Genomic DNA, 14,254 nt, shown 5'->3' with positions numbered 1-14,254 from the left:
AGTTAACGCTTGAGCACTGATTCGGCACAGCAAAACGCAAGTTTCCAATACAGGAGCAAGGCATGAAACGAGCGATGGGTTATTGCCTGGTCACTATCACCAGCCTCTTCTTACTCACCAGTTGCAACCTGGTGGTATTCAACCCCAAGGGGCAAGTAGCAACCGATGAGCGCGACCTGATTATTCTCGCTACGGGCCTGATGCTGCTGGTGGTCGTTCCGGTGATTGTGATGATGTTTGTCTTCGCCTACCGCTACCGCGCCACCAATAAAAAAGCGCGTTACTCCCCCCGCTGGGCCAGTTCGCACAAAATCGAAGCGGTGGTATGGGGCGTTCCCCTGCTGATCATCATCGTCCTGGGGTGGGTGACGTGGGAGACCACCCACGCACTCGACCCCTATCGCCCGCTGGAGTCAGACACCCCGCCGATCAATGTGCAGGTGGTGGCCACCGACTGGAAATGGCTGTTTATCTACCCTGACCTGGGCATCGCCAGCGTCAACGAACTGGCCCTGCCGGTACACACGCCGGTAAGTTTCACCGTCACCTCCGACGCGGCCATGACCTCGTTCTTTATTCCCGCACTCGGCGGGCAGATCTACGCCATGGCCGGCATGCAGACCAAGTTGCACCTGATCGCCAACGAAACCGGTGAGTTCAGAGGGATTGCCGCCAACTACAACGGCCCCGGTTTTTCCGACATGCATTTCACCACGCTGTCCCTGAGCACTGCCGACTTTCAAACCTGGGTGACAAAGGTCAAGGGCGCGGCCACCTCTCTGGACCACAGCACTTACGCGCAATTGGCCAAGCCGACCCTCAAGCACCCGGTGACCTATTACTCGGCGGTACAGGAGCGCTTGTTCCTGGACATCGTCGATAAATACGAAGGCATGAACAAGGCCAATAAACCCCGGCGCTCGCCATTGAGCGACGCTGCACAACGCACCGATCAACACCCAAGTCTGCTGGCTGAGGAGCGGTAACCATGTTCGGAAAACTGTCGTGGGACGCGATCCCAACCACTGAACCCATTGTGATGTACACCCTGGCCATCGTCGGCCTGATGGGGGTGGCGTTGGTGGGCTCGATTACCTGGAAACGCAAGTGGGGCTATTTGTGGCGCGAATGGTTCACCTCGGTGGACCACAAGAAGATCGGTTGCATGTACATCATCGTCGCCCTGGTGATGCTGCTGCGTGGGTTTTCTGATGCGATCATGATGCGCACCCAACAAGCCATGGCCGCCAGCGGCGGGCCGGGTTACCTGCCGCCGGAACATTACGACCAGATCTTCACCGCCCACGGCGTGATCATGATCTTCTTCATGGCCATGCCCTTCGTCGTCGGCTTGATGAACATCGTCGTGCCGTTGCAGATCGGCGCTCGGGATGTGGCCTATCCGTTTCTCAACGCCCTGAGTTTCTGGCTGTTCGTGGTGGGTGCGGCGCTGGTGAACATTTCGCTGGGGGTCGGTGAATTCGCGCGCACCGGCTGGGTCGCGTATCCGCCGTTATCCGAGCTGGGCTACAGCCCCGGCGTCGGCGTGGATTACTACATCTGGTCATTGCAGATATCCGGCATCGGCACGCTGCTCACGGGGGTGAATTTCTTCGTCACCATCCTGAAGATGCGCACCGAAGGCATGACGCTGTTCAAGATGCCGGTGTTCACCTGGAATGCGCTGTGCACGTCGGTGCTGATCCTGGCGGCATTTCCGATCCTCACCGCCACCCTGTTGATGCTGACCCTGGACCGTTACCTGGGCATGCATTTTTTCACCAACGAGGCCGGCGGCAACCCGATGATGTACGTGAACCTCATCTGGGCCTGGGGGCATCCGGAGGTGTACATCCTGATCCTGCCCGCGTTCGGGGTGTTTTCCGAGATTGCCGCCACCTTCAGCAGCAAGCGGCTGTTCGGCTACGTGTCGCTGGTATGGGCGACCATCGCGATCACCGTGTTGTCGTTCATCGTGTGGCTGCATCACTTTTTCACCATGGGCGCGGGGGGCAACGTCAACGCGTTCTTCGGCATCATGACGATGATCATCGCGGTGCCGACCGGGGTGAAAATCTTCACCTGGTTGTTCACCATGTACCGCGGCCGCGTGCGCTTCGAAACGCCCATGCTGTGGACCCTGGGCTTTATCGTGACCTTCAGCATCGGCGGCATGACCGGGGTGCTGCTGGCGGTGCCCGGGGCCGATTTCCTGCTGCACAACAGCCTGTTCCTGATCGCGCACTTTCACAACGTGATCATCGGTGGCGCGGTGTTCGGCTATATGGCCGGCCTGACGTATTGGTTCCCCAAAGCGTTCGGTTTCCGCTTGAACGACAAGCTGGGGCGCATCGCTTTCTGGTGCTGGCTGGTGGGCTTTTACTTCGCGTTCATGCCCTCCTACGTGCTGGGTTTCATGGGCATGACGCGCCGCCTCAATCATTTCGACAACCCCGAATGGCGGCCCTGGCTGCTGCTGGAGTTGGTGGGAGTGGCAATCATCCTCTGCGGCGTGGCGGCGCAAGCCTTGCAATTGTTTGTCAGCATCCGCAACCGTCATCAATACCGCGACCTCACCGGCGACCCGTGGGACGGGCGCACCCTGGAATGGGCCACCGCGTCCCCGCCGCCGCTGTACAACTTCGCCGAGCAGCCCAAGGTCAATGACCTGGACGCGTACTGGGGCATGAAGGAGCGCGGCGTCAGCACCCTCAGCCACACCGACTATCGCAGCATCCACATGCCGCGCAATACCGCGTCGGGCCTGGTGATCAGCCTGTTTGCGCTGGTCTGCAGCTTTGCGTTGGTGTGGCACATCTGGTGGATGGCGGCGTTCGGCCTGGTGGCCTCGGTGGTGGCGTTCGTGGTGCGCAGCTACGACGAAGACACCGATTACTTCGTGCCCGCGCAGGAAGTCGCGCGCATCGAAACGGCACGTCTCAAAGACCTGGCAGAGGCTTGACCCATGTCCAATATCGTTATGGAAAAAGACATCGCCCACACCCACGAACAAGGGCATGAAGACGCCGGTTCCCTGAGCCTGTTCGGGTTCTGGATCTACCTGATGACCGACTGCATCCTGTTCGCGACCTTGTTCGCCGGCTACGCCGTGTTGCGCGACAGCGTGGCGGGCGGGCCGTCGAGCATGGATATTTTCGAACTGCCCTATGTGCTCGCCGAAACCATGCTGCTGCTGTTGAGCAGTATCACCTACGGCTACGCCATGCTCGCCATGAACCACGGCAAGCAACGCGATGTGCTGCGCTGGCTGGGGCTCACGTTCGTGTTGGGCGCGGGCTTCATCGCCATGGAGATCAACGAATTCCACCACTTGATCGCAGAAGGCTACGGGCCGGACCGCAGTGCCTTCCTGACGGCCTTCTTCACCCTCGTCGGCACCCACGGCGCGCACGTGTTGACTGGGCTGATCTGGATGGCGGTGCTGATGGTCCAGGTCAAGCAACGCGGCCTGACCAGCACCAACGCCACCCGGCTCAGTTGCCTGAGCCTGTTCTGGCACTTTTTGGACGTGGTGTGGATCTGCGTCTTTACCGTGGTCTATCTGTTGGGGGTGGTGTGACATGTACAAGCAAAGCTCGCTTCACAGCAGTGCCGGTACGAGCCATGGCAGCAGTCGCTCCTACCTGGTGGGGTTCCTGGTGTCGGTCCTGCTCACCCTGATCCCGTTCGGCCTGGTGATGTTCCCGTCACTGCCGCGCACCTTCACCGCCTGGCTGGTGGTGGCGCTGGGCGCGATACAAATCGTGGTCCACCTCAAGTTCTTCCTGCACCTGGACTCGGCCGAAGAACAACGCTGGAACCTGATTGCGCTGATTTTCTCGGCGGTCATCATTCTTCTGTTGGTGGGGCTTTCGCTATGGATCATGGACAGTATTCATCACAACATGCTGGCGCATTGAGACACTGGCGGGGGCTGTTCAATACCGCCATCGAGCTCACCAAGCCGGGCATTATTGTCGGTAACCTGGCCTCGGTGCTGGGCGGTTACCTGCTCGCCGCCAGCGGGCATGTGGCCTCGGTGACGCACGGGCTGGCCACCCTGCTCGGCACCGCCCTGGTGATCGGGTGCGGTTGTGTCATCAACAACTGCATTGACCGCGACATCGACCGGCGCATGGTGCGCACCTGTCATCGGCCATTGGCATTGCGCACCATCAGGGTGTCCACTGCCGCAGGCTATGGGACCGTCCTGGGCGCCTGCGGTTTTGGCTTGCTGTGGGGCGGCAGCAATGCGCTGGCGTGTGGGCTGGCAATGGTCGGGCTGGTGATCTATGCGGGGGTCTACACCTACTGGCTCAAGCGGCGTTCCCACTGGGCCACCTTGATCGGCAGCGTCTCCGGGGCGATGCCGCCGGTGATCGGCTATTGCGCGGTCACCGGGCGGTTTGACCTCACGGCCATGCTGCTGATCGCGGTGTTCTGTTGTTGGCAGATGCCGCATTCACACGCGATCACCGTGATGCGCCGCGAGGATTTCCGCGCCGCAGGCTTGCCGCTGTTGAGCCTGGCCCAAGCCCATCGGCAGATCCAGGCGTACATGCTGGCCTTTCTCGCCAGCGCCCTGATGCTGGGCGCGGTGGCGCAGATGGCGGCGCTGTATTTTGTGGTGATGCTCGGGCTTGGGGGGTATTGGCTCAACCTGGCGGCCAGCAGTACACGGCTGACTGATCCGACCGGCTGGGCGCGCAGGATATTCGGGTTTTCAATTGTGCTGGTGCTGGCCCTTAACCTGGCGTTGGCGGTGCTGAGGTAGCTCTGCGGGGCGGGCACCCGCGGAATGCAATGCTCAAAGCAACGAAGATCAACTGTGGGAGCTGGCTTGCCTGCGAAAGCGGTCGTGCTGTAACAGATGCAGTGACGGACACACCGCCTTCGCGGGCAAGCCAGCTCCCACATTTTGAGCGCATTGGCCTGCTCGATCAGGTATCGAGCACCGCCCGGATTTTGCGCGGCAAATCAGCAGGCTGATACGGCTTGGGAATCAACTCGAACTCATGCACCTCTATCTCCGCGCGGGCCAATGCGTCTTTCGCATAGCCGGTAGTCAGCAAGATCCTGATGTGCGGATACAAGCGCGACACCTCCCGCGCCAACGCCGCGCCATTCATCGCGCCGGGCATGATCAAGTCACTGAACACCAAGTCATACGTCGCCTGTTTGAGCATGCCCAATGCCTCGGCGGCATTGAGGGCAATGTCCGTGTGGTAACCGTAGTCAGACAGGATCACCTGCGCCAACTCGGCCACCTCGGGCCGGTCCTCTACAATCAGGATGCGTTCGTTACCTTGCGGTGAGATGGCTGTGGGTGTCTGCTCGACCCACAGCTGGCTGTCATCTGCAGGAAAGTACAATCGAATCGTCGTACCGATGCCCGGGTCTGAATGAATCCGCGCCGTGCCGCCCGATTGCTTGACGAAGCCATACACCATCGACAACCCCAGGCCTGAGCCCTGGCCTTCCTCCTTGGTGGTGAAGAACGGCTGCATGACTTTGTCCTGAATACCTGCGTCGATGCCGTTGCCGTTATCCGAGACCGAAATGCTCACGTAACAGCCCTCGGTCAACCCATCACGCTCGGCACCGACATCGCCCGGTACCTGGACGTTGCAGGTCTGGACGGTTACCGCTGGGTCCGCACGCCCGCGCAAAGCATCCTGGGCATTCGATAACAGGTGCTGCACTGCCAGCTCCGCCTGGACAGGGTCGATGCGGCAGTTCCACAGATCTTCGGCAAGTTCTACATGCAACTCGACGCCCTGCAGCGCACGTGCCATGAATTCGGGGCGGCTGAGCAAGCTGTTCAAGTTGATCACTCGACTGTCGAGCCGTTGCTTGCGCGAAAACGCCAGCAACTGCTGGGTCAGGGTCTGAGCTTTTTCCGCCGCTGCCCTGGCACGGCTGGCACTGTTGACGATGCGCTGCGGATCGCTACCGGGGCGCTTGGCGCTCTGCTGGATCAAGTCGAGATAACCCATCATCACTTGCAGCAGGTTATTGAAGTCATGGGCAATGCCACCGGTCAGTTGCCCCAGCGCTTCCAGGTCTTGTGCGCGACGCACGCGCTGTTCTGCGTCGTGGCGCCGGCTCACGTCCAACTGCGATGCGAAAAAATACACCAGTTGCCCACGTTCGTTGAACAACGGCGAAATGAACAGCTCGTTCCAGAAGGTCGAGCCATCCTTGCGGTAATTGAGCACCTCGACACAGGCCTCATGGTGCTGCTCAACCGCGCGCTGCACCTGGTGCAGCGCGTTTTTGTCGGTTTGAGGCCCCTGCAGGAACCTGCAATTACGTCCGATCACTTCGTCCAGTTCAAAGCCTGTCAGGGTCAGGAACGCCTGGTTGGCAAAGATGATCGGGTTATCAGGCCCCGCGGGGTCGGTCACGATCATTGCACTGTGGCTGGCTTGCATGGCCGCAAAGAACAGGTCTTTGCGGCTGGTAGACAGCATTGCCAATTCCATACCGTCGACCACAGGCTTCTTCTTTGTCGCCAAGGTTCACCTCCAGATACGTGGTACGTGTTCCATGGACCGTGAAAACGCTGCGCAGTGCCATCTTGTGCCGAGCGGACGCGGCGCCCCCCAAGGGCACCGCACGTGTCATTAACGCTTGGCTTGTGTGTCAGGCGCCTCAGAGCGTTGCAAAAACGCTTGCGTAAGCTCTGGCAAGTGCTCGAGCAACCACTGAGCCATGGCGACTTCCTGGGGTAGAATCTTTTCGCACGCCGCTTGTGTCTCGGCATCACCCGCTGCCTTCGCGGCCGCGATGAGCACCGTGTAGCTGGCCACTTCCATATTTTCAAACACGTAGCCGGCCATCGCGCCCTTGATCACCTCGTCACTCATCAGCGAGCCACCGACCGCCTGACCGAAAGCCATCAGCTTGCCGCCCACATCTTTAAGGGTCGAAGCACTGCCTCCCAAACGCGTCAGGCATTCGTCAATCAGTTGCTGCTGCCCAAGGGTTTCCTCAATGTGCTCGTCAATTCGCGCCTTTAGTTGGGGGTAATTCTCCAGGCGCTCGGACTGTGCCTTGAGCATTTTCTCGGCCTGTTGCTCCATCGCATGGGCATCACGTAGCCAGTCGAGCAGGTTTTCCTGTGGGGTTGCCATGTCGTTGTCCTCGTCAAGAAAGTCGAAAGCACCGCACGCCCTTCAGCGTGCGGCTGTTCTCAATCAAAGGTCGGGCTTGGGCTTGAGGCCCGCCCCCAGGTCAGCGCCGGTGGTGGGGTCGCTGGTGGGGTCCGAGAGCGTGCGGATTTTCATCGCGCTCAGCACCGCTTCATCGTCGGCGTCCAACTGCACGCTGGCGGTGCCGTCACCGCCATCGACCGCCGGTTGTGGGTTTTCCACAAACTCCCAACCGTCACCCTGGTTCCAGGGCCCGCGCAGGTTCTCCGCGCCTTGGGACATGTTGAAGTACACCTGGGTGAACTCCGGTTTGCCCGGCAACTTGCCCTGGGGAAAATTCGGCTGGATCGCATGCAGCGCTTTTTCGAAGGATATCTGGTGAGCGATTTCCCGCGTCATCAAAAAACCCAGCGCATCTTTTACACCCGGGTCATCGGTGACGTTCATCAACCGCTCATAGACAATTTTGGCCCGGGCTTCGGCGGCGATATTCGAGCGCATGTCTGCGGTGGGTTCACCAATAGTGTCGATGTAGGCGGCGGTCCACGGCACGCCGGCAGAGTTGGTCAAAGGCGAACCCGCCCCGTACAGCAGGCTGGTGATATGCGAGTCATTGCCGGCGCCATTGAGGGCACGATACAACTCGCCCTCCTCTTCCACGCCTTCGGCCATTCGCCCCTTGGCGCCCTTGTTGAGCATGACGATTATGGAGCCGACGATCTCCAGATGGCTGAGTTCTTCGGTGGCGATGTCCATCAGCAAATCTTTGCGCCCCGGATCGTCTTCCGCCAAGGCTTGGGTGAAGTAACGGGACGCGGCGGCCAACTCACCTTGGGCGCCGCCAAACTGCTCGAGCAAAAGGTTGGCCAGGCCCGGATTGGGCTCGGCGACGCGGACGGTGTATTGAAGTCGCTTGTTATGTAGAAACATGAACAAATCTCCTCAGGCTTACGGAAAAAGGCGCCCTGCTGGAATGCGCGCCTACCTTGCATGGGAAGTGGCCTGCGCGTGGAAAATTTCAAAATAAACCGACGCCTCACGACCAGCGGTAATGCGCTGCAGGCCAAGCGAAACGGCACTTGTAGCGCAGTTCTCTCAATCGGCGCCGTGGTTTTCCGACTCGGGCACGGCGTCGATGCCGGGCGTACCGCTGGCGGGTTTGATGGTGGCGTCAGCGGGTGTTGCGGCGCTGTCGGGATGGTCCCAATCGGTAGTCGCGTTGGGGTCTTCGTCGCGCCCGGCAGTGCCGATGACGCAACCGTCTTCATTGGGTGCGTCTGGATGCTCGAGCGGCCGGTACTGTGGGTTGGATGGGTTGTGTTTCATGGCTGAAAAGCTCCCGTTCACAGGTTAGGAACCTCTTTGGAACCACACCCTTTTTTAGAGTGCGACGAAAAAGACGAATGGCAGGACCGCTAACTAAACCAGCCGTTTCGATCTGATTAATATCAAAGCGCTGGCCGGCAATAAAAGTTATACGAAGCGGCGCATCAACCGCATCTTTGTATAACTTTTTTCAACCAAATTACCGTTCGTCGCCGGTTAGAAAAATCGGTAAAACATTTTTCAAAAAGCCAATATCGGAATAAGTGTCCGTTGCGAAACGGCCAACTAACGAAACGCAAACTTAGCGACTGGAGAACTATCATGACTACAGGTAATAAAAACCCGGGCAACTTTGCCAATGATCGCGAAAAAGCCTCCGAAGCCGGTAAAAAAGGCGGCCAGGCGTCGGGCGGCAACTTCGCCAACGACCGTGAAAAAGCCTCGGAAGCCGGCCGTAAAGGTGGGCAGCACAGCCATGGCGGCGGTCGGAAGTCGGGTTCTTGAGTAACGGTGGGAGGGGCAGCCTGGCTGCCCCTTCAAACCCAATAGTTTGAACAGGCTACACCTTATAATCCCCCCTCATCCTGCCCGCTTGATTTAACAACGAGCGAACCTTCAGCCCAAGTTTCAAGTAGAGGCTTTCGACGCAAAGTTGTGGACGACCCTTCTTACAAAGCTATCACCTTGCCAGTATTTACGCCCCGTCATTATGAGCTAGCCTTACCGCGCTGAGTCCTTTATGCGGTGAACTCATGGATACGTTAACGAAAGCCGAAATCGAAACGGCCCTGTCCGCTCGCCTTCCCAAGTGCGCGGTCAAGTGCGCGCTCAACCCGGACGGCAGCCTTTCAGTCACTGTAACGGCGCACGGTATGGACCAATTCACCATCGCCAACATCAACCGCGCCCACTACCACGGTGTTTCGGGGATCAACCGGCTTGTGCGGGAAATACGTGAAGAAATGGTCATCGCCAGACAGTCTTTCTGGCTGTCATCGGTGGGGTAACAGATATGCCAGACGCTACTGACGCAACGCTGCAACCGGTCAACATTCAATACCTGCATGACACGCTGTTCGGTGTGAACACGCTCGCCAGCGAATGCATGGGGCAACTTGTGCGCACTGCGCCCGGCGTGCAGTTGCGGCTTGCACCGCCATGGCCAAAGCTATTGCCGAAGGCCCACTGGATTAGCTTTGAATGGAATGGTCAGGCCTATCGTGGCGTGGTGCAGGAGGCTGAATCCTTGACCAACGGCGACTTGCTGATGGACATCGAACCGCAGCCGTAAACGCGCGCACTTGGCAGCATTAGGCGCGTTCACCGGCCATCGCCCGTTGGTGAAAATGCGGCAGCCATTTCAATGCATGAAGAGACGCGGCCAACTGCACCTGCTCACGAGAACCCATAAAGCGTTCCTTGCGACTGAACACACTCAGTGCCCCGCCGTTTCGATAGGCCCAGGCAAAACAGACAGTGCCTGGGGGAATGCCATCAATTCCATCCGGCCCCAGCAGGCCAGTGGTGGCGACCGCCACATCAGCGGGGCTGTCGCGCAGCGCGCCTTGGGCCATTTCCTGGGCGACCTCACAGCTGGTGAGATTGAAGGTATCGATGGTATAGCGACGCACGTTCAACAGCCGCTGTTTCGCTTCTGGCGAATACACCACGTACCCGCTTTCGATCCACGAACCGCTGCCGTCGACCTGCGAAAGCAAGGTGATGATCTTGCCTGCGGTACACGACTCCGCCGTCGTGATGACCAACTGATGGTGCTTGAGGTATTCAACGATAGAAGCAGCGACCGACATGCTGAGTGCTCCTGTGCAAGAGGGATTTGCTCATTGATTTTTGTCAAAAAAAACGATTTGTAAAAAAGAATTTCGAAATTCTGCTGGGGTCTACAGAGGAACATCCCCCAGGAGACAGCACCATGAAGTTCGCGAAATTCTGCCAAAAACTCTCCAACCAGGCGGGCAGCTCAAAAACCTTTCTGACAGCCGTCAGCTTGATTGCTGTTTGGGCGCTCACCGGGCCTTACTTTCATTACAACGACACCTGGCAGTTAATCATCAACACCTCCACTACCATCATCACCTTCCTGATGGTGTTCCTGATCCAGAATACCCAGAACCGTGACAACGATATTCTTCATCTGAAACTGGACGAGCTGATTCGTGCCACCAAAGAAGCTCACAATGCGGCGTTAAGCCTGGATAAGCTTGGGTCGCGTGAGTTGCAAAAATTGCGCGAGCAATACAGCAAGCTGGGGCAACCCAATGCGGCCGATGAAATCAGGCAGGAGACAGATTCTCCAAGCGGCCCAATCTGAGCCCCACCGGTCAGCGTACCTTGCACCGTCTATCAGGCTGCAAGGTACTCGGCCAATGTCGCGGCACAGGCCTGCACCGCCCCATCCAGAATCAATTCATAACCATGGGTATTTTCCGTTGGAATGGCCAGGCAGCCGGCGCGGGCGCAGGTCCCGTTACTCATGACCGCACTGGCATCCGAAGCGAAATCCACCAACAGCGCATATTGGGGGCTGTAGCCGCAGCGCTCTGCGGCAGCCGCCAGGTCGTTGACCACCGCCCGGGTGTAATAGCCTTTCTGGTCCCCCGTATTGATGATCGGGTCGACGGCCAGGCGCGTGCCGTATTCCTGCATGACCGGCCCCACCTCCACCGCGATGGTGGTGTCGCCGGGTAGCGTCGACGCGGCATACATTGCCCCGGCATTGCACTACTCTTCGAGCGTGGTGAATACCAGATAGACATCCCTGGCCAACGCCTCCCGGCGCGAAGCCAGCAGCTGGGCTGTATGCAGAACGGCAGCAATCGGGGCGCGGTCATCCAGAAAATGCGCGGCAATGGCATCGCCCACTTGGAAGGGCTCACGCCAATGACGGCTCAGCACCACACGGCTTCCGGGCCGAATGCCGTACCCGCACAATGCCTGGGCAGTGCATCGCGTGATCACATGAACGTCGTTCCAGTGCACATCGCCCGAGAGCACATCAGCCCCTTGTGCCGTATTACTGGTGGCGTGCATCGAGCCAAAGGACAGCACGCCAGGAAGGATGCGTGCGTCCCCCAGGATATCCACCGGGCACACGCCAAAGTTGACCGGGTTGGCCCCACCCAGCGCCGTCACCCGCAACGTGCCATCCGCCTCGACGCGTTTAACCACCATGGCGATTTCATCCATATGTGCCATGACTTTAACCGCACCGGCAGGCTCGGCATCGTTGTGCTTGCCCTTGATCAAACCCACCACATTACCCGCCCGATCGACCCAGGCCTCATCGCACAACGGCGTCAGGCTTTCCAGGCAAATGGCGCGCACCTCGTCTTCCTGACCGCCCGGCCCGCGTGCCCGGAGCAATTGGGTAAGCAGCGTCGACGCTCGATTTTCAGTCTTGTGCATGGGATGAACACCTCACTGGCAGGTAAGCAATTGCGCTGTCAGCGCCTCTATAAAAAACGACCTGATGAATGAGTGAGTGTTCAACTCAAAGCATTTTGAACGCCCCGTACGCGCGTCTTTCCAACGAGAACAGGATCAGCCCTGAAGCAGATCATCGAATGTGACCACACCGGCAACAGGAGGCAGCCGACCATGACTGACACCCCAACCCATCGAGTGACAAAATCCCTATCCGCCGCAGTTGCGCTGTCCCTGCTCAGCGCCTGCGCTGGCAACAACTCACCTTCGAATGTCGAGGCACCTGGGAAGCCGACAACGCCTTCGACCCGAACGCTGGAAGCCGGCGCCGCCCTGCTGCAATCACGCCCACCGATTGATGCCCTGAACGCCTACCTGGACGGTTTTCACTTCTACAACGGCCATCCCGATGTGCAAATGGAAGCCCATCACTACTGCGCAATCCTCAACGAGGAGGTCATCCAGTGTGTGATCTACGACGGCAACCGCAAGGATGCCAAGTTGATGGGCGTGGAGTACATCATCAGCGAGGCGCAGTTCAACACGCTGCCCGCGCCTGAAAAGGCGTTGTGGCATAGCCATGTGCATGAAGTGAAGTCAGGGCAACTGGTCGCGCCGGGCATTCCTGAGGCGGCGGAACATGCGCTGATGGAGAAGCTGGTGCACACCTACGGCAAGACCTGGCACACCTGGCATACCGATCTGGATAAACGCCTGCCGTTAGGCGTGCCTCAGTTGATGATGGGGTTTACCGCAGACGGCCAGGCTGACCCGCGTATGGTCGCCGAACGAGATAAACGACTGGGCATCGACAGTGCCGACAAGAAAAAGACGCGTGCCGATATCCCCGCGCCGCCCATCGCGCCCGGCGCGGACGCATGGCGCCAGGGCACGGTTATCCAGATCGCCGACCCGACCCTGAAGGCCCATCAACATTGACACCGCCATTCAGTCATTTGGATTGAACGATCATTTGCGGGCCCTTCTCTACCCCAAGACCAGCCAAAGGAGGATGTCATGATGATTGATACCGCAACCGGAATGAGGCCTGGCGAGCGATACGCCGTGGAAAACCTGGAGCGCACACCGAACTTCAGCGGGTTTTTCCTGGACGGAAAGTACTACCTGGGCCCTGAACTGATGACAGCAGTCGGATGGCTTGAGGGCCAGACGTTTATCTATGATGAGCTCGACGCCACAGGCGAACCGGTATTTCCCGACCGCGTCGCTGGCACCCTCGAGAACCTGACCCTGGTACTGACTGACGGTACCCGCCTGCAACTGCACCCCGTGCCCGTCCACGTGCCCGAGGATTCGCCTGGCGTCATGCAGGCCAAGGGGAAACTGCACGGCAAGACCGTGGTGATCACCGGCGCCTCCAGTGGCATTGGTCGCGCGGCTGCTCACGCCTTTGCCGAGCAAAGTACCCGCTTGGTATTGGCGGCCCGAGATGAAAAGGCCTTGGGAGAGGTCGTCGAGGAATGCGCTGCGCGTGGCGCCGAGGCCATCGCCGTTAAAACCGATGTAACCCAGGGCGACCAGATGCGCGCCCTTGCCGAACAAGCGGCGGCCTTCGGCAATGGCCGCATCGATATCTGGATCAACAATGCCGGAGTAGGCGCCGTCGGCAGTTTCGAGGACACGCCCCTGGAAGCCCACGAACAGGTGCTGCAAACCGACCTGCTCGGGTACCTGCGCGGCGCCCACGTGGCGTGGCCCTATTTCAAAGCCCAGCACCGCGGCACTCTGATCAACACCTTGTCGCTGGGCAGTTGGGTAGCCCAGCCCTATGCCGTCGCCTACTCGGCCAGTAAATACGGCCTGCGCGGCCTGACTGAGGCACTGCGCGGCGAGCTGACTGACTACCCGGATATTCATGTGTGCGACATCTATCCCGCCGTGATGGACACACCGGGCTTTCGCGATGGCGGCAATTTTACCGGCCACGAGTTGACGCCACCGCCACCGGTCTACGACCCACATAAAGTCGCGCAAGCGATGGTGGCCTGTGCGCTGCAACCGAGGGACAGCACCACGGTAGGCAGCGCTGCCACCGTGGCCCGCGTCGCGCATTTTTTGCTGCCCGGCTTTGCCCGGTTATCCGGTTGGCTCACCCGCCTCGGCCTGGAGCGCAGCCAGCGCGCCGCGACCTCTACGGGCAACCTCTACACCCCGGCAAGCGGCGAACGTCGTGTCGAAGGCGGCTGGCGGCAAACCCGCCGTACGCCCTATGGGATGGTTGCAATAGGCGCAGCGCTGCTAGTGGGCGGCGTTGTCGTTGCGCGCAAATATTCGGCTCGTCACAAATGAAAACGGGGCGAACCCCGAAT

The 14,254-nt window shown here is 59.4% G+C and carries 16 protein-coding genes and 1 pseudogene; 11 read left to right on the top strand and 6 right to left on the bottom strand.

Annotated elements, in window-relative coordinates:
- Nucleotides 1–62 precede the first annotated feature (62 nt).
- From cyoA to cyoE, 5 genes are read left to right on the top strand one after another with little or no spacing between them, the layout of a single operon-like run.
- Nucleotides 63–986, top strand: coding sequence for a ubiquinol oxidase subunit II (cyoA, locus tag GH769_RS07410; protein ID WP_014718031.1), 924 nt, complete (start codon nucleotides 63–65; stop codon nucleotides 984–986).
- A 2-nt stretch (nucleotides 987–988) separates the two neighbouring features.
- Complete coding sequence (cyoB, locus tag GH769_RS07405) at nucleotides 989–2,962, top strand: cytochrome o ubiquinol oxidase subunit I (protein ID WP_032903494.1); 1,974 nt, start codon at nucleotides 989–991, stop codon at nucleotides 2,960–2,962.
- Nucleotides 2,963–2,965: 3 nt separating this feature from the next.
- Nucleotides 2,966–3,580: a cytochrome o ubiquinol oxidase subunit III gene (cyoC, locus tag GH769_RS07400; RefSeq protein WP_020303216.1), complete on the top strand. Its 615-nt coding sequence runs from the start codon at nucleotides 2,966–2,968 to the stop codon at nucleotides 3,578–3,580.
- A 1-nt stretch (nucleotide 3,581) separates the two neighbouring features.
- Nucleotides 3,582–3,920 (top strand): cytochrome o ubiquinol oxidase subunit IV, encoded by a 339-nt coding sequence (gene cyoD, locus GH769_RS07395; RefSeq protein ID WP_032903493.1) that lies wholly within the window; start codon nucleotides 3,582–3,584, stop codon nucleotides 3,918–3,920.
- Nucleotides 3,917–4,774: a heme o synthase gene (cyoE, locus tag GH769_RS07390; protein ID WP_020303214.1), complete on the top strand. Its 858-nt coding sequence runs from the start codon at nucleotides 3,917–3,919 to the stop codon at nucleotides 4,772–4,774. Before cyoD ends, cyoE begins: the two co-directional genes overlap by 4 nt.
- 166 nt (nucleotides 4,775–4,940) lie before the next feature.
- Here cyoE and GH769_RS07385 read toward each other — a convergent pair whose 3' ends face one another.
- The 4 genes from GH769_RS07385 to GH769_RS07370 form a co-directional block, all read right to left on the bottom strand.
- On the bottom strand, nucleotides 4,941–6,518 hold the full coding sequence (locus GH769_RS07385; protein ID WP_177480923.1) for a histidine kinase famiy protein: 1,578 nt from the start codon (nucleotides 6,516–6,518) through the stop codon (nucleotides 4,941–4,943).
- A 108-nt stretch (nucleotides 6,519–6,626) separates the two neighbouring features.
- A complete protein-coding gene (locus tag GH769_RS07380; RefSeq protein WP_019821478.1) occupies nucleotides 6,627–7,136 on the bottom strand; it encodes a ferritin-like domain-containing protein in 510 nt (169 codons plus the stop codon).
- A gap of 63 nt (nucleotides 7,137–7,199) precedes the next feature.
- Nucleotides 7,200–8,084, bottom strand: a complete 885-nt coding sequence (locus tag GH769_RS07375; RefSeq protein ID WP_014718025.1) for a manganese catalase family protein — start codon at nucleotides 8,082–8,084, stop codon at nucleotides 7,200–7,202.
- A 165-nt stretch (nucleotides 8,085–8,249) separates the two neighbouring features.
- On the bottom strand, nucleotides 8,250–8,480 hold the full coding sequence (locus GH769_RS07370; RefSeq protein ID WP_032903490.1) for a hypothetical protein: 231 nt from the start codon (nucleotides 8,478–8,480) through the stop codon (nucleotides 8,250–8,252).
- A 321-nt stretch (nucleotides 8,481–8,801) separates the two neighbouring features.
- Here GH769_RS07370 and GH769_RS07365 point away from each other — a divergent pair, with 321 nt between their 5' ends.
- From GH769_RS07365 to GH769_RS07355, 3 genes are all read left to right on the top strand, one after another.
- Entirely contained in the window at nucleotides 8,802–8,984 is a 183-nt protein-coding gene (locus GH769_RS07365) for a general stress protein (protein ID WP_003190457.1), read from the top strand.
- A gap of 248 nt (nucleotides 8,985–9,232) precedes the next feature.
- Entirely contained in the window at nucleotides 9,233–9,487 is a 255-nt protein-coding gene (locus GH769_RS07360) for a hypothetical protein (RefSeq protein ID WP_003190434.1), read from the top strand.
- Between the two features lie 5 nt (nucleotides 9,488–9,492).
- On the top strand, nucleotides 9,493–9,771 hold the full coding sequence (locus GH769_RS07355) for a hypothetical protein (protein ID WP_020303212.1): 279 nt from the start codon (nucleotides 9,493–9,495) through the stop codon (nucleotides 9,769–9,771).
- Nucleotides 9,772–9,790: 19 nt separating this feature from the next.
- On the opposite strand, the gene GH769_RS07350 is transcribed toward GH769_RS07355, so the two are convergent.
- A complete protein-coding gene (locus GH769_RS07350) occupies nucleotides 9,791–10,291 on the bottom strand; it encodes a CinA family protein (RefSeq protein ID WP_019821476.1) in 501 nt (166 codons plus the stop codon).
- Between the two features lie 122 nt (nucleotides 10,292–10,413).
- Between GH769_RS07350 and GH769_RS07345 the strand changes: the two genes are divergently transcribed.
- Nucleotides 10,414–10,812 (top strand): low affinity iron permease family protein, encoded by a 399-nt coding sequence (locus tag GH769_RS07345; protein WP_014718020.1) that lies wholly within the window; start codon nucleotides 10,414–10,416, stop codon nucleotides 10,810–10,812.
- A gap of 32 nt (nucleotides 10,813–10,844) precedes the next feature.
- Here GH769_RS07345 and GH769_RS07340 read toward each other — a convergent pair.
- Nucleotides 10,845–11,906: pseudogene (locus GH769_RS07340) on the bottom strand (M28 family peptidase).
- 192 nt (nucleotides 11,907–12,098) lie between these two features.
- Here GH769_RS07340 and GH769_RS07335 point away from each other — a divergent pair.
- Both GH769_RS07335 and GH769_RS07330 read left to right on the top strand, forming a co-directional pair.
- On the top strand, nucleotides 12,099–12,863 hold the full coding sequence (locus GH769_RS07335; RefSeq protein WP_014718018.1) for an OBAP family protein: 765 nt from the start codon (nucleotides 12,099–12,101) through the stop codon (nucleotides 12,861–12,863).
- Nucleotides 12,864–12,944: 81 nt separating this feature from the next.
- A complete protein-coding gene (locus GH769_RS07330) occupies nucleotides 12,945–14,234 on the top strand; it encodes an SDR family oxidoreductase (RefSeq protein ID WP_032903514.1) in 1,290 nt (429 codons plus the stop codon).
- The last annotated feature ends 20 nt before the right edge of the window (nucleotides 14,235–14,254 follow it).

The organism is Pseudomonas sp. CFSAN084952 (assembly GCF_009648855.1).
GTDB lineage: Bacteria > Pseudomonadota > Gammaproteobacteria > Pseudomonadales > Pseudomonadaceae > Aquipseudomonas > Aquipseudomonas paracarnis.
The sequence above is the reverse complement of the archived record's forward strand: the minus strand, read 5'-3'. Positions and strand labels throughout refer to the sequence as shown.